Annotated in this window: 15 protein-coding genes and 1 riboswitch; of the genes, 8 read left to right on the top strand and 7 right to left on the bottom strand. The window is 59.0% G+C overall.

The window, feature by feature from the left end:
• Nucleotides 1-210: 210 nt before the first annotated feature.
• Nucleotides 211-1,782 (top strand): outer membrane beta-barrel protein, encoded by a 1,572-nt coding sequence (locus tag ASN_RS18415; RefSeq protein WP_082666542.1) that lies wholly within the window; start codon nucleotides 211-213, stop codon nucleotides 1,780-1,782.
• Nucleotides 1,783-2,048: 266 nt separating this feature from the next.
• The gene (locus ASN_RS02055; protein ID WP_082666765.1) at nucleotides 2,049-2,642 is read left to right on the top strand and encodes a peroxiredoxin; all 594 of its coding nucleotides are present in this window, start codon (nucleotides 2,049-2,051) and stop codon (nucleotides 2,640-2,642) included.
• 61 nt (nucleotides 2,643-2,703) lie between these two features.
• On the opposite strand, the gene petA is transcribed toward ASN_RS02055, so the two are convergent.
• From petA to ASN_RS02040, 3 genes are read right to left on the bottom strand one after another with little or no spacing between them, the layout of a single operon-like run.
• Nucleotides 2,704-3,375, bottom strand: coding sequence for a ubiquinol-cytochrome c reductase iron-sulfur subunit (gene petA, locus ASN_RS02050; protein ID WP_082666541.1), 672 nt, complete (start codon nucleotides 3,373-3,375; stop codon nucleotides 2,704-2,706).
• Nucleotides 3,376-3,378: 3 nt separating this feature from the next.
• Nucleotides 3,379-4,203, bottom strand: a complete 825-nt coding sequence (locus ASN_RS02045) for a cytochrome c1 (protein WP_082666540.1) — start codon at nucleotides 4,201-4,203, stop codon at nucleotides 3,379-3,381.
• Entirely contained in the window at nucleotides 4,204-5,448 is a 1,245-nt protein-coding gene (locus tag ASN_RS02040) for a cytochrome b (protein WP_407922292.1), read from the bottom strand.
• Nucleotides 5,449-5,886: 438 nt separating this feature from the next.
• Nucleotides 5,887-6,036, top strand: a riboswitch (FMN riboswitch).
• A 137-nt stretch (nucleotides 6,037-6,173) separates the two neighbouring features.
• Here ASN_RS02040 and ribD point away from each other — a divergent pair.
• The 6 genes from ribD to ASN_RS02010 all read left to right on the top strand — a co-directional run bounded on the left by ribD (nucleotide 6,174) and on the right by ASN_RS02010 (nucleotide 13,431).
• Entirely contained in the window at nucleotides 6,174-7,190 is a 1,017-nt protein-coding gene (gene ribD / locus ASN_RS02035) for a bifunctional diaminohydroxyphosphoribosylaminopyrimidine deaminase/5-amino-6-(5-phosphoribosylamino)uracil reductase RibD (RefSeq protein WP_058989057.1), read from the top strand.
• Complete coding sequence (locus ASN_RS02030; RefSeq protein WP_058987057.1) at nucleotides 7,175-7,777, top strand: riboflavin synthase; 603 nt, start codon at nucleotides 7,175-7,177, stop codon at nucleotides 7,775-7,777. The genes ribD and ASN_RS02030 overlap by 16 nt, the downstream gene beginning before the upstream one ends.
• The gene (locus tag ASN_RS02025; protein WP_058987056.1) at nucleotides 7,762-9,102 is read left to right on the top strand and encodes a bifunctional 3,4-dihydroxy-2-butanone-4-phosphate synthase/GTP cyclohydrolase II; all 1,341 of its coding nucleotides are present in this window, start codon (nucleotides 7,762-7,764) and stop codon (nucleotides 9,100-9,102) included. The genes ASN_RS02030 and ASN_RS02025 overlap by 16 nt, the downstream gene beginning before the upstream one ends.
• Before the next feature lie 46 nt (nucleotides 9,103-9,148).
• On the top strand, nucleotides 9,149-9,631 hold the full coding sequence (gene ribH / locus ASN_RS02020) for a 6,7-dimethyl-8-ribityllumazine synthase (RefSeq protein ID WP_006558368.1): 483 nt from the start codon (nucleotides 9,149-9,151) through the stop codon (nucleotides 9,629-9,631).
• 52 nt (nucleotides 9,632-9,683) lie between these two features.
• Nucleotides 9,684-10,724, top strand: coding sequence for a lysylphosphatidylglycerol synthase domain-containing protein (locus ASN_RS02015; RefSeq protein WP_006558367.1), 1,041 nt, complete (start codon nucleotides 9,684-9,686; stop codon nucleotides 10,722-10,724).
• Nucleotides 10,725-10,836: 112 nt separating this feature from the next.
• Nucleotides 10,837-13,431: an MMPL family transporter gene (locus ASN_RS02010; RefSeq protein ID WP_058987055.1), complete on the top strand. Its 2,595-nt coding sequence runs from the start codon at nucleotides 10,837-10,839 to the stop codon at nucleotides 13,429-13,431.
• Between the two features lie 72 nt (nucleotides 13,432-13,503).
• Here ASN_RS02010 and ASN_RS02005 read toward each other — a convergent pair whose 3' ends face one another.
• The 4 genes from ASN_RS02005 to ASN_RS01990 form a co-directional block, all read right to left on the bottom strand.
• The gene (locus ASN_RS02005; RefSeq protein WP_058987054.1) at nucleotides 13,504-14,640 is read right to left on the bottom strand and encodes an MFS transporter; all 1,137 of its coding nucleotides are present in this window, start codon (nucleotides 14,638-14,640) and stop codon (nucleotides 13,504-13,506) included.
• A gap of 191 nt (nucleotides 14,641-14,831) precedes the next feature.
• On the bottom strand, nucleotides 14,832-15,305 hold the full coding sequence (locus ASN_RS19390) for a hypothetical protein (protein ID WP_167541277.1): 474 nt from the start codon (nucleotides 15,303-15,305) through the stop codon (nucleotides 14,832-14,834).
• Nucleotides 15,306-15,430: 125 nt separating this feature from the next.
• Nucleotides 15,431-16,690, bottom strand: coding sequence for an NAD(P)/FAD-dependent oxidoreductase (locus ASN_RS01995; RefSeq protein ID WP_058987053.1), 1,260 nt, complete (start codon nucleotides 16,688-16,690; stop codon nucleotides 15,431-15,433).
• Nucleotides 16,691-16,792: 102 nt separating this feature from the next.
• Nucleotides 16,793-17,032 (bottom strand): DUF3297 family protein, encoded by a 240-nt coding sequence (locus ASN_RS01990; protein WP_006560414.1) that lies wholly within the window; start codon nucleotides 17,030-17,032, stop codon nucleotides 16,793-16,795.
• Nucleotides 17,033-17,041: the final 9 nt, after the last annotated feature.

Genomic DNA, 17,041 nt, shown 5'->3' with positions numbered 1-17,041 from the left:
GGAGGGTAGGCATGGCTGGTTTGTGATCAAGCCTCTCTGAAAGGTTCCAGTATAGAGCTAGAAGATGGAAAAGCAGTTGAAGATTGTGCTGCAAGGCGCAGTAGGCCGAATGGTCTCATTTGCCATGAAATGGCCGTAAGGGCAGGGCAAGCAGCCCGGCAGCAGGCCTCGGGGAACGGGCTTAAAAAGAACAAGAAATGATGTTGACCAATGGTGCATAAAAGCTGGCTGGCGGGGGTTGCTCTGGGGAGCATGATGATAACGGGCAACATGCCACAGGCGCATGCCAGATCATCGCTTGCGCATCCGCCGCAATCCCGCTCCGCACTGACTCATCCCTCACGGGCGCACCGCTATCCCTCCGCCGCACGGGCGGGGAAAAAGGCGCAGCAACAGCCGCAGGCACCCACACCGCAACAGGGGGCAGCGGCCCCGGCAGGGAAGCAACTTCCTCTCTCGCCGCAGAGTGTGGAGACCGAGCATGCCGCGCCCCCATCGGCCCCGGCGGCGGAGACATCGCAGAGCGCCCCGCATATTGGCAATCTGTTTCGCCCAAAGCCAGGCCATGCGGCATCGTACTGGGATGGGCTGGAAGGGCATCTTTCAATAGAAGCTGGAATTACCGGCAACCCATGGACGCGGTCAGGCCGAAACTTTGGCCAGTATTATAATGATCGCGCCAATACCGTTACAATGAACCAGATTATGGGATCACTCTCCCACCCGGTAACGGACGTTGGTGGCGGATATGGCATAGGGTTTGTGCTGGAGGCCATGTACGGCTCCGATGCACGGTTTGATCCTACAATCGGCATGGGCGATGGCGCTATTACGGGTTTGTATCAGTGGGCACCAACACAGGCCCATGTGGACGTGCATCTTCCCTGGATTTTCAAACACGGCATTGATGTGCAGGTGGGCCAGATGTACGGCCTGATGGGCGCGGAAGGCACACCCGCGCTGGCCCGGCCTTTCTATACCTTCAATTACGCTTCTGATTATATTGTGCCCTTCCAGACAGTGGGCATTGTGGCCACTATGCATCTCAGCAAGCATGTGGACTGGATTCTGGGCGTGGATGCCGGAAATTCCACCACCTTTGGCGCGGCAGGCAACAATAACAAACCTAAAGGGTATTTTGGCTTTGCCTTCAACCATCTGCTGGATGGCAAGCTTGATATTCACGCCATGGGGCGGTTCGGGCCGGAAGGGAACAACGGGCGGGCCGTGACATCCCCCGATGGCTGGACCAGCGCGGGCCTTGGTTCTGATGCCAATCACCTCATGCAGTATAATGGGGATATCATGGCCACGTATCATGTGAATGATAAGCTTAGCGTTACGGTGGACGGCACCTATCTGCATGATAACGCCACACGGGATGACGTGTATGGGGTCACCAGCTATCTGGCGTGGGATATCAAGCCATGGCTGACGTTCAACCTGCGCGGGGAAGTCTTCAGGGATAATACCGGTGGCACCGTGAGCGAATATGCCAGCTTCATGTTCTACACGCATTCCCTGAGCAACCGGCCTTACCCGTATTACAACGCGCCCCCCACCACGTATGGGGAGTTGACGGTTGGGGCCTCTTATCGTCCGGAATTCATCAACAAGAATTTGGGGCTGGGCAAATTCACGCTGCGGCCAGAGATCCGGCTGGACAAATCCCTGAATGGTACACGGCCTTTCAATCAGGCCGGAACGGTGCAGAACCCGGTGGTTACAAACGGCACCAACAATATGCTGTGGTTCAACTGTGATGCTGTCTGGGCATTCTGACGCCGTGCGGGCAAAGGCGCAGGAGCCATAGAATATCAGGACGCGACAAGATAGTTCGCATCCCCAGCTCTTGCATGAGTAGTGAGGTGCGGGCCTGATTGTCCTCGGTCTTTCGTGCTCGTTTCAATAGGCGGGTGAGACGGCACCGTCGTTTATGGTACGTGCCGCGTTCGGGCTGTCGGTGGTGCTACCAGAATGAGGAGTGGTGTGAGGGCGTGTTTAGGCTCATGGTGGTGGCCTTCACTCTAGCTGGATGGTTGAAAAGCATGACGAAGAAATCCGTATTACGCGCCGTGATGATCCGATCCTGCACTGCTTTGGCGGCTGTTGGCCTGTGTGCAACAGCCGTGCCGCTGGTGGGGGCGCAGCGTGCGCTGGCCGCGCTGGCACAAGGGGAAACCGCCCCTGATTTTACGTTGCAGGGCGCGCTGGGGGGGAAGCTCCTCACGTTTTCTCTGAAGGATGCGCTGAAAAAGGGGCCGGTGGTGCTCTATTTCTTCCCGGCGGCTTTTACCAAAGGGTGCACACTGGAAGCCCATGCTTTTGCTGAGGCAACGGAGGATTTTGCCAAACAGGGCGCGACTGTTGTTGGGGTAACGGCGGGCAATGTGGACCGTGTTGCTGAGTTTTCAAAGGAAGAATGCAGAAGCAAGTTTGCCGTGCTGGCAGACCCCGGTGCAAAAGTGGCTGGTCTTTATAAATCACTCAGCTCGCAGGGCATGTTTCTGCATTCAGACCGCTCGTCTTACGTGATTACGCCGGACGACAAGATTGTGCTGAGCTACACCAGCCAGGACCCGGAAACGCATGTCAGCAAAACGCTGGATGCCGTAACCGCATGGCATGCCAGCGCACAGTGAGCCCCCTGAAAGGCACCGTTTTTTACATCAGACCAACCGGACAGGGTTTTCAAACAGCCTTTTAGATCTGCACAATGGTTGAGAAATCGAAATCCTGTCCCTTGGGGTTTTCACCCAGCCTGATGGTGGTCGGGTTGGGCATGAAGTAAGGGGGAACCGGCAGGTTGTAGGGGGCGGGTGCCCCCTTGAAGACGCGCCCTGCCAGATCAAACTTTGAACCATGGCAAGGGCAGGCATAGCCGCCAGCCGGAGCGGCCTTGGCCTCTGCCGGTGCCCCGCCGGGGGCGGGTGCATAAGATGGTACACACCCCAGATGGGTGCAGATTCCTACATACACACCGTATTCAGGCGTGAGCGACCGATGCCAGTTCTTGGCATAGGCAGGCTGTTGCAGATCATGCGAATCCCCGTCCCGCAGGCGGTCTGTCAGCGCGGCATCCTGAAGTTTGGCAATGTCTTCTGGGGTGCGGTGCAGAATGAACACGGGCTTGCCCTGCCAGACCACAGTTGTCTGCTGGCCGGGAGCCAGTTTGGAGAGATCGACATCAACGGGCAGATGGGCGGAGGCGCTATCCTGCGGGGCCAGACTTTCCAGAAACGGGATAGTGCATGCGGCAACGCCGGTTACAGCGCCTGCCGTTGTCACCATGCCCAGAAAATCACGCCGACCGGCGGTGTGTTCCGGGGTATCGGTTTCAGGCGTGTTCTGCGGTGCGGGGGAGGTGTTTTCCATCTGTCAGTTTCCGTCCAGGCGTTTCCAGATTTTCTTCTTCCATGCAATGGCCAGCAGAAGCAGAACAATCAGGTAAAGCACAACCCCTTTGCCAATATGGTGGCGTGCATTGCGGTGTGGGTCAGCGGCCCAGACCAGAAAAGTTGAAACATCGCGTGCCTGTTGGTCCACCGTGGCCTTGGTGCCATCCGGAAAGCTCACGCCACCTTCTACCAGTGGTGGAGGCATGCCAATCAGGTGGCCGTCAGTCCATTCATTGTAGAACTTGCCGGGCACCATGGGCGCGCCGGGCGGTGGTGGCATGCGGTAGCCGGTCAGGAACGCGTAAAGCCAGTCTGCCCCGTGGGGCTTGATCAAGGCAAGGCGGGACTGATCAGGCGGGGCTACGCCGCCCATCATGGCTGCTGCGGCGGCTTCACTCGGGAAAGGGGATTTGAAGTGGTCATCCGGCGTGCCGGGGCGGGTTGTCGGCTGCCCGTCCTCATCTACCGGCCCGGGGAACTGCTTGCTATGCGCAAGGTCTGAAATGGCTTTGGAGCTCAGGCCGATACCCGCCAGATCATTATAGGTCAGGCTGCGCATGCCATGGCAGGTGGAACACACATGGTCATACACCAGAAAGCCACGTTGCAGGCTGGCCTGATCAAACTGCCCGAACGCTCCGTCAAAGCTCCATTTCTGGTGAGGCGGGGCTGCGGGTTCTGCCGGTGCAGCCGCCGGGGAAGAAGCCGGAGCGGAGGGCGTCTGAGCCAGAGCGGTTTGCTCAGGTGTTGCCAGGAACAGGCCGGAGAGCAGGCATGCACCCCCTAAAAATGCGCGAACAGACATTCAGGCGTCTCCCTGCGCAGCGGAAATGGAGGCAGGCAAGGGGCGTGTTTTTTCCAGACGCGGTGCCAAGGGGAGGAGCACAAGAAAATAGCCAAAATAATAAAGTAGAGACACGCGCCCAAGCGCCATCCAGCTTCCCTGAGCGTGGTGTTTACCGACCAGTGCCAGCAGCACAAATGCTACGACCAGCCCCAGCAGGCCGACGCGGCAAAGAGGCCGGAAGCGCATGGACCGCACGGGGGAACGGTCCAGCCAGGGCAGGGCAAAAAGAATCAGCAGGGAGCCAGCCGCCGCCAGCAGGCCGCCAAACTTGGAAGGCACGGACTGCAACATGCCATAAAAAGGCAGGAAGTACCATTCCGGCTCGATATCCGCCGGGGTGTGCATGGGGTCTGCCGGGGCGTAGTTGTCTGGTTCAGTCAGCAGGCCGGGCCAGAAGAACATCAGCAGAGCAAACACCAGAGCGAAGAGCACCAGCCCCACCAGATCCTTGCTGGTGAAGTATGGATGAAAAGGCACGGTATCTTTGGGGGTTTTGGGGTCTATGCCCAGTGGGTTGTTGGAGCCCGCCACATGAACTGCCACAACGTGCACCCCCACCACGGCAACAACCAGAAATGCCAGAATGAAGTGAATGACAAAAAAGCGGTGCAGAAAAATATCGCCCAACTGATCACTGCCCGCCAGAATATGTTCCAGCGTGTTGCCAATAACCGGCACTGCACCCACGGCCTTGCTGATGACATCTGCCCCCCAGAAGGACATCTGCCCCCATGGCAGCACGTAACCGGCAAAAGCCGTGGCCATGACCAGCACCATCAGAACAAGGCCGCTGATCCACAGAATTTCACGCGGGGCCTTGTAGGAGCCGTAATACAGCCCACGAAACAGATGGATATAGAGCGCTGCCAGAAACAGGTTGGCCCCGACCATATGCATGCTGCGCAGCATCCACCCACCGGGCAACTGCCGGTCTATAGCCTCAACAGAAAGAAAGGCTTCTGCTGCGGTGGGGATGAAGTGCATGGCCAGAAAGGTGCCGGTTGCCAGCATAAGCAGCAGAACGACCGTGAGAATCGCACCGAAGTTCCACAGGCCGTTCAGATTCTTCGGCATGCGGAAATCAATATACTCCGCCCTGAAACCACTGATGACAGGTAGGCGGCGGTCAATCCATCCGGCCACACCAGAGCTTTCTTCCGGGTGGCGAGAAGGCGGCTGGCCCGCCATGTTGGGTTTGGTCATGGGTGGTTCCATAGAATGCGGAGAGGAGCCGGGTCGTGGCTGCATGGTATCCAGATCAGGCGGAATGGGCCAGCGGAGCGCACGCAGGAAAGCGCAACCTGTGCAATTTTCTTGCTATCTGCCAACAGGATGGCCCGAAAAACCATAAGGCACGGAAAGTCATGCGGAGGCTTTCACACTCTTCTGTGCAGGAGAGATCACTCGGGACATCATGGTTGCCTCGGTCGGTTTTGCAGGAGCATGACAGATGCCTGATCATAATTAAGCCGAAACATTTTACAAGATTGCATACCGGGCGGAATGAGCGCGGAAAAAGGGTTCCGACGGGGCCATGGCGGCTTGCGCTAAAGGCTCACTCAAAAGCGTGATGTATTTCTCTCTTGCATGCTGAGCGTATTATCCCCATCATACGAAATACAGCCGCTTTTCTGGCGGGTGTGACGTTCTCAGGGCAGGGTGCAATTCCCTACCGGCGGTAAGTGGTCAGGTCAGCCTGCCATAAGCCCGCGAGCGCCTGCTACGGCAGGGTCAGCAGATCCGGTGTAATTCCGGAGCCGACGGTGATAGTCCGGATGAGAGAGAACGATGGCGGCGTCTGCTCTTTCTGTATGGAAGGCGGCAGGCGGTGAAAGCCGCTGTATGCCCTGAGTCTGTCTGGTGTGGTCAAGGCAGATAATGGAGTCAGGGCGTTGCAGGAAAATCCTTCGCACTTTGCGCCAGTGTTTGTGCCTGAACAGGTCGGGCAGGCTTTCCGTACGGCTGTGGCAGAAGCATGCCGCTATCTGGGCCAGACAGCACCCAACCCCGCAGTAGGGTGCGCGCTGCTGGATGCCGAAGGCGAGGTGCTGAGCGTTGCGGCCCACCACAAGGCAGGCGCGTTGCATGCAGAACGCCTTGCTTTGGAACAGGCAAAACAGGCTGGCGTGTTTGATCGTGTGCGGACAGCCGTGGTCACGCTTGAACCCTGCAACCATACAGGGCGCACACGCCCCTGCACGGAAGCCTTGCTGGCTTCTCCGGTCAAAACCGTCTGGATTGGTTGTGCAGACCCCAACCCCACAGTGGCGGGGGGCGGCGCTGCGCGTCTGGTTGAGGCTGGTATAAGCGTGCACTGGTTGGAAGAAAGCACGAACGGGGCTGCCCTGTTTGCTTTGTGCAAGGCTTTGCTTGCGCCGTTTGCCTGTAAAATGACGGAAGGCAGACCGTGGATTACGGTCAAGCAGGCCGTGAACAGTGCTGGCACAATGGTGCCGCCTGAAGGGCAGACAACCTTCACTTCTCCTGAATCTCTGAAATTCGCGCATGTGCTGCGCCGCGCTACGGATGGCGTGGTGACAGGCACGGGCACTGTTATGGCGGATAACCCTGCCTTTACCGTGCGGCATGTGCCTGATTACGCGGACCGTCGCCGTCTGCTGGTGGTGTGTGGCCAGAAGGCGCACACACCGGAAGACTGGCTGGCCGAACGGCAGAAGCAGTTTGATGTTCTGTTCTGCCGCTCCTGTGCCGATCTTCCCGCCCTGCTGGCCAAGACAGATGCCCTGTGGGTGCTGGTGGAGGCCGGGCCAACACTTCTGGCCGCCCTGAAAGAACTGAATTTGTGGGACGACTGGCTGACCATTCGCCAGAACGCCGCCGGGGTGGACCATTACACCGTTTCAACCCGTCATGATGTTACACCGCTTGCTCTGTTTCCGGAGTGGGCTCGGTGCACGCAGGAGCAAGCATGTTTTCCGGAATAGTTGAATCTCTTGGCCATGTTCTGAAAGCCGAACCGGGAGACAAATCCCTGATGGTGGAAGTGGATACGGGGCTCACAGATATTGCTGAAGGCGAAAGTATTGCCGTGAATGGCGTGTGCCTGACAGCAGTTGAACCTGCGGCAACCGGCGTGGCGCGGTTCTTTATCAGCAGTGAAACGCTGGACCGCTCCACCCTTGGGGCGCTCAAGACTGGCAGCCGTGTCAATCTGGAACGCGCCGTAACCCCTGCCACCCGGCTTTCAGGCCATATTGTGCAAGGGCATGTGGATGGCACAGCGCGGTTTGCCGAGTGTACGCCCTCGGGCGATGCCCGCCGCGTGGTGTTTGAGGTGCCGGAAAACCTGCGCCGCTACATGGTGGAAAAAGGCTCCATCACACTGGATGGCATCAGCCTGACCCTGAACGAGATTGGGGACGTGAAAGACGGCGTATTTCCTATTGCGCTGATGATCATCCCCCATACCTGGACCCACACCACGCTCGGCACCCTTTCCGTAGGAGATGCCGTGAATGTGGAAGTGGATGTGATTGCAAAATACGTGGAGGTTCTATGCCAGACAAAGTGAAAGGGGCGGCTGTGGTGCCTGCTCTTCCCTCTGCGGCGCTGGCACGGGCGGTTGAAGCCCTGCGGGCCGGACGCATGGTTATCATGACGGACGATGAAGACCGTGAGAATGAAGGCGATCTGGTGATGGCCGCCGAGTTCATGACGCCCGAGGCCATGAACTTCATGATCACCCATGCGCGTGGGCTGGTGTGTCTGCCTCTTACACCGCAGCAGGTGGAGCGGCTGGGGCTGCCCATGATGGTGCGCGATAATACTGCCCGCCACCACACGGCCTTTACGGTGTCAATCGAGGCGCGGGAAGGGGTTTCCACCGGCATTTCCGCTGCAGATCGTTCCCATACGGTGCAGGTTGCAGCGTCTGAAACCGCAACCCCGGCTGATCTGGCGACACCCGGCCATATCTTCCCGCTGCGTGCTGCCCCCGGCGGTGTGCTGGAACGGATTGGCCATACGGAGGGCTCGCTTGATCTGCTCAAGCTGGCGGGGCTGCGCCCTGCGTCCGTGATCTGCGAGATTCTGAATGAGGACGGCACCATGGCCCGCCGTCCGGAACTGGAAGTGTATGCCCGTAAGCATGACATGCCCATTATCTCCATTGCGGAACTGGTGCGATGGATCAGCGCCCATGGGCTGACACCTCTGGCTTCTGATGTAACGGACGCGGAAGCAGCCTCCTCCTCGCCGGAAGAAACGCTGGTTGATCTGGCGGAAGCCTCACTGCCCAGCGCTTATGGCGGGGAAGATCTGGTGATCCATGCGTTCCGAGATGCGCAGGATGTGGAGCACGTGGCGCTGGTGAAGGGCAACCCCGCAGCGCCCGGTGCTGTGCCACTGGTGCGGCTGCATTCCGAATGCGTGACGGGCGATGCGCTGGGGTCCTTGCGGTGTGATTGTGGCACGCAGTTGCACGCAGCCCTGAAAGCCATAGGGCAGGCGGAAACCGGAGTGCTGGTTTACGTGCGTGGGCACGAAGGCCGGGGCATTGGGCTTGTAAACAAGATCCGCGCTTACGAACTTCAGGACGCCGGGCTTGATACGGTGGATGCCAACCACAAGCTGGGTTTTGCAACCGATGTGCGGGACTGGACATCCGCCGCCGCCATTCTGCGTGATCTGGGCGTGGGGCAGCTTGATCTGCTCACCAACAATCCGGACAAGGTGCGCGCGCTTGAAGCGCGTGGGTTCATGGTGCGCAAGAGAATCGGGCTGGAAACACCTGTTAACCCCTTCAACCGGGCTTACCTGAATGCCAAGCGGCAGCGCATGGGGCATCGGCTGAGTAACTTTTCCGTGAGTGACGCCACGGTCAGCGCGGCGGTCTGAACCGGCCGCCTGAATTTGAGACTGTCTGCAAAGCAAGGATGATTTTATGAGCACACGGATTCCGGTTTCTCTGCCGGACCTCAATCTGGTTCCCGCCCCGCGTCTGGCCCTGATTGTCAGCCGCTTTAATGAGGACGTGACGGGCGGCTTGCGCGATGGCGCCATTGCGTGGCTGGGCGAGCACAATATTACCGTAGGTGAGAACGATATTTTTGCAGCCCCCGGCGCGTTCGAGATGCCGCTTCTGGCGCAGACACTGGCAAAATCTGGCCGGTATGAAGGCGTGATCTGCCTTGGTTGCGTGATCAAGGGTGATACGGCGCATTTTGAGTTCATCAGTCTGGGCACCACCATGGGCCTGATGCAGGCTTCTCTGGCGACGGAAGTGCCCATCGCGTTTGGGGTGTTGACCACCTATACCGATGAGCAGGCGGAACTTCGCTCCCGCGATGACATTCATAACAAAGGGCGTGAAGCGGCCGCTGCGTGTGTGGAGTCACTTGCTTTGCTGCGTCAGATTAAGGTCTGATCAGAACAGGGCTGCTGCGTGAGCGCGCGGTCCTGAAAAAGCAGGGGGAAGAATGAAGCGGGTTACCGTCATCGCAGGTCTTCTGGGACTGGGGCTGACTGTCTGGATGTTGATGCAGTTCGGCGCTCGTTCCATCCTTTCCCTGATGGTAACAGGCGGCTGGGGTGTGCTGGCCGCCATAGTTTTTCACGCAATTCAGGTCGCACTTTCCGCGCAGGCATGGCGCACCATTGCGGGCCATAAACATGGCGCATCCCTCTCCTGGCAGGACTATTTTGCCCTCCGCTGCGTGCGGGAGGGAATCAACAATCTTCTGCCGGTCGCGCAGGTGGGTGGGGAAGTGTGGTCCAGCCGCCTGCTCGCCAAACGCGGGCTTGGCACGCGCAAGGCTGCCGCCGCGACCATTTGTGATCTCACGCTCGAACTGCTCAGTCAGGTATTATTCACCTTCATGGGGCTGGGCCTGCTGCTCTTTCTGGTCAAACGCTCCCATGTGACGGATGAACTGCTGGAAAGCGCGCTGGTGGCGCTGGCCATCGGGCTGGCGGTGTTCGCCAGCCAGTGGTTGGGGGCCGTGGCGTTTGTTGAGGTGCTGCTGGTGAAAATCGCGGGGCATCTTGGCTGGAACGGTGTGGATGGCATACGCGGGCTGCATCAGGAAGTGCTCGGCCTCTACAAGGTCAAGCGGAACGCCGTTTCTGCTCTGATCCTTCAGTATCTGGCATGGGCGCTGGGCGCAGTGGAAGTGTGCCTGATTCTGCATTTTCTGGGTCATGACCGCTCTCTGGCCGTTGGCTTCGTGATTGAGGGCGTGGGTGAGGCCGCAAAATCCGCAGGCTTTGCTGTGCCCGGCGCCCTTGGGGTTTCTGAAGGCGGCTATATTCTGGTGGGCAGCCTGTTTGGTGTGGCGCCCCCCGTCGCCATTGCGCTTTCCCTGATCAAACGTGTGCGAGAAATTGCATGGGGCGTGCCGTCCCTCTGCCTGTGGCAGGTGCTTGAACACAGGTGGGATACCCCCGCGCAAGGGGCCGAACGGCCCGCATCCTGCGCTCAGTCTGTGGGTAAAAATCCTCTTTCCCGTTCTGGTCTATAACGCGGGACGTGCCTGCTTTTGACATCATCCCTTGCATGAAGCGGGGCGGTTGGGCCAAACGAAAACAGCTTTTGGCCTTGCGCCGTGAATTTTTGGGAACTGATCGCCAGCTATGCTCTCCGCACCCATAGGTCGTTTCATTACATTCTGCGCCCGTCACGCTTACGCTGTGGTCGCCCTGTTCTTCATTCTCTCGGGTGGCGCCGTTTTTGCGGGCATGAATTTTCTGGGGGTCACCACAGATACCAGCAAGATGCTCTCTGACCGGCTGGAGTGGAAACAGCGGTCTGATGAAATGGGGCGGCTGTTCCCGCAGAAGGAAAACCTTCTGGTTGCGGTGATTGAGGCCGACCTGCCGGAGGAAGGGCGTGAGACCGCGCGCTTGCTGGCGGAGCGGCTTGCGGCCGACCACACCCACTTCAACTTTGCCGAGCGACCGGATGCAAACCCGTATCTGGTGCGCAACGGCCTGATGTTTCTTGACCCGCAGCCGCTTTCCCAGGTGTTGAATGACACCATTACGGCCCAGCCCTTCCTGTCCGCTCTGGCGCAGGACCCCTCCGCCCGTGGGTTGTTTGGCACCCTTTCCCTTATCGCCGAGGGCGTGAAGCAGGGGCAGGCGGATCTGGGCGGCTTTCAGACCGCGCTTTCCGGCTTTGCTGACAATATGGAAAAAGCGGCGGCCGGGCACCCGCAGCTCCTCTCGTGGGAGCAACTGCTCGGGGGGAAGCTGTCCGATCTGGCCGGGCGTTACCAGTTTGTCATCACCAAGCCCAAGCTGGATTACGGCTCCTTCCAGCCGGGTGGTGCAGCGGCGGATGCCATGAGCAAGGCGGCGCAGTCTCTGGAGTTTGTGCGCAACGGCCATGTAAAGGTGCATCTCACTGGCCAGGTGCAGCTTGATGACGAGGAATTTGCCACCGTGGCCGAAGGCATGGTGGCGGGGTTACTGGGGTCTCTGGCTCTGGTGACGTTATGGCTGACGCTGGCCGTGCATTCCTGGCGCGTGGTGCTGCCTATTGTGGTCACGCTGGTTGTGGGTCTGCTGCTGACCACCGGCTTTGCCGCCGTGGCGGTCGGCACGCTTAATCTGATCTCGGTCGCGTTCGCCATTCTGTTTGTCGGGATAGCGGTGGATTTTGCCATTCAGTTCTCGGTCCGGTTCCGGGCCCAGCACCAGAATGGAGAAAGCGAGCAGGGCATTCTGGCCGCGCTGGCTGAAACGGGAGATGAAACCGGGCACCAGATTCTGGTGGCTGCGCTGGCAACATCCGCCGGGTTTCTGGCCTTTACGCCTACCGCTTTTCTGGGCGTGGCCCAGCTTGGGCTAATTGCCGGCATTGGCATGATGGTGGCGTTTGTTTGCACCACCAGCCTTCTTCCGGCCTTGCTGAAAATCTTTCACCCGCCGCTGGACTGTCCGAGCATGGGCTATGCCTTCATGCAGCCGGTGGATGTGAAAATTCGCCATCACCGCAAGATTCTGCTGGGTATTTTTGGTGCCGTAGCTGTGGCAGGGCTGGCCCTTGTGCCGCGCCTGCAATTTGATGGTGACCCGCTGCACACCAAGAACCCCAATTCCGAGGGGATGAAGGCGCTGCATCTGCTTATGACAAATCCGCAGTCTTCGCCTTACAGTGCGGAACTGCTGGTGAAATCTCTGGATGAAGCCAAGGCGCAGGCAGCCCGTCTTTCCGCAGTGCCCGGCGTGCATGATGCCATGTGGCTGGGCTCCTTCGTGCCGGAAAAGCAGGATGAAAAACTCGCCCTGATTCAGGACGCCGCAACGGTCTTGCTGCCTACCCTGATTGTGCCGTCTCCCAAACCAGCGCCAGATGCGCAGGCGTTGCGGGATGCCGCGCAGAACACGGCCACGGCTCTTGGCGGTATTCTGGATAAACTGCCGCAGCAGGACCCGCTCCGTCGTATTCAGGCGGCTTTGGCGAAACTGGCCACGTCATCTGACCAGATTGTGCAGGATGCCAACACGGCGCTGGTGCGCTTCCTGCCGCAGGAACTGGACCAGTTGCGCGTGATGCTTCAGGCAAAGCCGGTCACGGTGAAAGACGTGCCGCCTGAACTGGCGGATGATTACCTGCTGCCCGATGGCCGTGCGCTGGTGGAAGTGCATCCCAATGGTGTGATGTCCAACAGTGGGGCGCTCCGCAAGTTTGTGACATCCCTGCAAAAGGAAGCCCCCGATATTGCCGGGACAGCCGTGGATATTGTGGAGAGCGCGCGCTCTATCGTGCGGGCGTTTGAACAGGCTGCGGCTGCCGCCATTGTCATGATCGCGCTGATCCTCTTTCTGGCTCTGCGTCGTATCCGGGATATGGCGCTGGTGTTGGCCCCGCTGATGCTTTCTGCCCTCATGACGGTGATCCTGATTGTGCTGCTGCCGGAAACACTGAACTTTGCCAACATCATTGCTCTGCCGCTGCTGTTGGGCGTTGGGGTGTCTTTCAACATCTATTTCGTCATGAACTGGCGGGATGGTGTGCAGCACCCGCTGGCGTCTCCCACTGCGCGCGCTGTTCTGTTCTCTGCCCTGACAACAGGCACCGCGTTTGGCTCTCTGGCACTTTCCCATCACCCTGGCACGGCCAGCATGGGGCGGCTGTTGCTGCTCTCTCTGGGCTGCACGTTGCTGGCAACGTTGGTGTTTGTGCCTGCTCTGCTGCCCAAGCGGGATATTGATAAGGAATAAGCTCTGATTGCCCGAGCCATCAGGCTGTGCGTAAAAAAGGCTCCATGAAGGAGCCTTTTTTTATGGACGAGTTCAGGAGGAAGCGGCTTGGCGCTGCGGCTTTTTTTGCAGCACAACCCAGGCCACGCAGGCCAGCACGGCTCCACAGACCATAACGGCTATGGCCCCGCCACCAGAAAGCACCATGCCTCCCACCAGCGCGCCTGTGCCAATACCGGCGTTAAAGCCCGTGACGCAAAATGAGGAGGCCGCTTCGTGCTGGCTGGGGGCCAGTTCCAGCGCGTAACTTTGCAGACCGAGATTCATAAGGGCGGAAACCATGCCCCACAGGGTCAGATCAACCCAGGCCACGGCGTTGAACTGAGCGGAAAGCACCAGCAGCCCGAAGCTGGCCACAAGGCCGATCAGGGAGAACCCGACTGTCCGCCCGGCGGAGAAGGGGAGCCGCCCGCCAACCCAGTTACCCAGAATACCGGCTCCGCCAAATACCAGCAGCATGAGCGGAATCTGGGCTGATGGCGCATGCGCCAGCGTTTGCAGTAGCGGCACCACGTAAGTGTAGGCGGTAAAATGGGCGGTGACGGCGCAGGCAGTCAGCAGGGCGATGTAGCGCAATACGGGCTGGCGTATCAGGTGGCGGATATCAATATGTCGCTTGGCACTGGGGAGCGGAGGTAGCAACACCAGTGCAGCCGCCAGCACCACTACGCCAAGAACCCCGCTGAGGGAAAAGGCGGCGCGCCAGCCAATCCAGTGCCCGATGGCGGAGGCCAGAGGAATACCGCCCGCAAATGCAACGGCAACGCCCGTAAAAGCGATGGCCGTTGCGCGCGCAATGGGGAGTTCGGGCGCGAGCCTGACGGCCAGACCGGAAATAATGGACCAGAACACCCCATGCCCCAGCGCCAGTACAATGCGCAGCAGCGCCATGAGGGTGTAACTGGGCACCATGGCTGAGAGCAGGTTTACGGCCCCCACCAAAGCCAGAAGCAGCGCAACAAGAAAGCGGCGGTCCATGCCGGATGTCAGAATGGTCAACGGAATGGCGGTCAGGGCAACCAGCCAAGCATAGCCCGTAACCAGCATGCCCACCTGCGCTTCCGAGACATTCAACCCATGGGCGATATCTGTCAGTAACCCGATTGGCAGAATTTCCGTCACCTGCCAGACAAACGCCCCCAGAGAGAGCACAAGAAGCCGCGCGATCATGACAGAACAACCTTCGTTGTGGGGAGCCCGGCGCAGCACGCTGCGCGTGTTGCTGAAATACCGAAGGGGTAAAAACAGGAGGGAACGGAGACAAGGAGTGTCGGATTGGTCACGAAGTATCCCTGAGGCAGAAGAAAAACAGAGGGGGCTATCCGATCCACAAGGTGTTCGGAAGCGAAATGACTATGCCATTATGCAGGCATATCGGGGCACGGGAAGAGGAGAAGACGGCAGCCTGCCAGAGAGCATGCAACAGGTGAAGGAGAAAAGTGTCTCCTTATGTGGGAACAACACGGACCGTTGCTCACCCTCGCGTTCCGACACTTCGGGCGTGGAGCGGCAGGGAGGGAAGGGTATTTTCTCGTCTCACTCTTGGATGGATAGGGCATTGTCCAGCCCGAGACGATCACCGCACAGTGCTGTTGACGCAGGAACTTGGCTGAGGAACTTGGCTGATAACGTGCCAGTGCCAGTGCCAGTGCCAGTGCCAGTGCCAGTGCCAGTGCCAGTGCCAGTGCCAGTGCCAGTGCCAGTGCCAGTGCCAGTGCCAGTGCCAGTGCCAGTGCCAGTGCCAGTGCCAGTGCCAGTGCCAGTGCCAGTGCCAGTGCCAGTTTGCTGGTGTTTTTGAGGCTGAAGGGGGGAATTTTTGTCTCGACGCCTTGCATCAAGCACCCAACGCCAACGCCTTCAGTCACACATACGTCTCGGCAGCGTTTACGCGTTGATGACTTTACCCAGCGTTTAAAACGTCCCTCTCCGTCAGGAGAAGGACGCTGATATCATCAATGGGTCAGCCTTTGATCCAGTCCGGATGATGCGGCACGGTGACATCCCGGCCTTTGAGCATCATGTCCCAGTACACGCGCGGGAACACGGTGGATTTCAGGAACCAGGCAAAACGGCTGGGTTTGCGCTGATCATAAGGGAAGCTGGGGGCAGGTTTGCCGCCATACAGGAACTCGGCCAGCACAATCTTGCCGTACGCTACCGTCAGCGGGCAGGCGCCATAGCCGTCGTAAGCCCCTGTCAGCGGCTTGCCATCCAGAGAGGCGAGCAGGTTTTTGGTGATAACGGGCGTCTGGGCGCGGGCTGCGGCCATGGTCTTGGCGTTTGACGTGCCGATAACGTCGCCAAGCCCGAAAATGGCGGGGTATTTGGTGTGTTGCAGGGTGGTGGGGTCCACATCCACCCAACCGCCACCATTGGCCAGCGGGCTCTGCTTGATGAAGTCCGGCGCGCTCTGCGGTGGGGTGACATGCAGCATGTCAAACTCTTTCACCACATGCTCGGTCTGGCCTTCCGCATTGGTGACGGCAAATGTCGCCTTGCGTTCCGGGCCGTTTACGGCAACCAGATTGTGCTTGTACTGCAGGTTGATGCCGTAATAATCAACGGCTTCCTGCAACGGCGGACGGTAATAGGCCACGCCGAACAGGGCATCCCCGGCAAGGCAGAATTCCACATTGGTACGGAACAGCGTGCCGTGCTTGCGCCAGTAGTCAGATGCCAGATACGCGATTTTCTGCGGAGCGCCTGCGCATTTGATAGGCATGGGCGGCTGGGTGAACAGGGCGGTGCCGCCAGCAAGGGACTGAATGCATGTCCAGGTATATTCCACCGTTTCCTTGGAATAATTGCTGCACACGCCATTGCGGCCCAGCGTTTCCTTCAGGCCCTCAATCTTGTCCCAGTCCAGTTGCAGGCCGGGGCAGACTACCAGACGGTTGTAGGCCACGGTGCGACCATCTTCCAGTGTCACCTGGTTTTCATCCGGCTGGAAAGATGCTGCGGCAGCACGCAGCCAGGTGCAGCCGGAGGGAATAAGGCCGCCTTCCTGGCGGAGCGTGCTTTTCAGGGTCATGGTGCCAGCGCCCACCAATGTCCAACCCGGCTGGTAAGCGTGGGTGGTGGAGGGCTCGATAATAGCGATATCAAGGCTCGGACGTTCGTGCAGAAGACGGGCCGCTACCGCGATACCGGCAGTTCCGCCCCCCACGATAACAACAGTGTAGTGAAGGTCCGGCTTGGTACCGGTTTCAGGCTGGGCCATGAGTGTCTCCCTGGACGCTGTCACATTTACACAATTACGTTAACACACATCGATAATTAGTTAAGTCCCCTAATTATCGATGTGGTATGTGCTGAGAGCAGTTCAGTCCTTGATCCAAACTTCCACCGGGCCCTGAAGTTTCATGGTCAGGGGGTTGCCGTGCCGGTCAACGGTTTTGCCCACGGCCACGCGGATCCAGCCTTCACTGATGCAGTATTCTTCCACGTTGGTTTTTTCCACGCCCTTGAAGCGCACCCCAATGCCGCGTTCCAGAAGCTCACCATTGAAGAACGGGCTTTCCGGATTGACGGAGAGGCGATCGGGCAGGGTATCGGCTGACATGGTTTTTCT

The organism is Acetobacter senegalensis (assembly GCF_001499615.1).
GTDB classification, from domain to species: Bacteria; Pseudomonadota; Alphaproteobacteria; order Acetobacterales; family Acetobacteraceae; genus Acetobacter; species Acetobacter senegalensis.
Note: the sequence above shows the minus strand (reverse complement) of the source record. Positions and strands in the feature narration are given on the sequence as shown.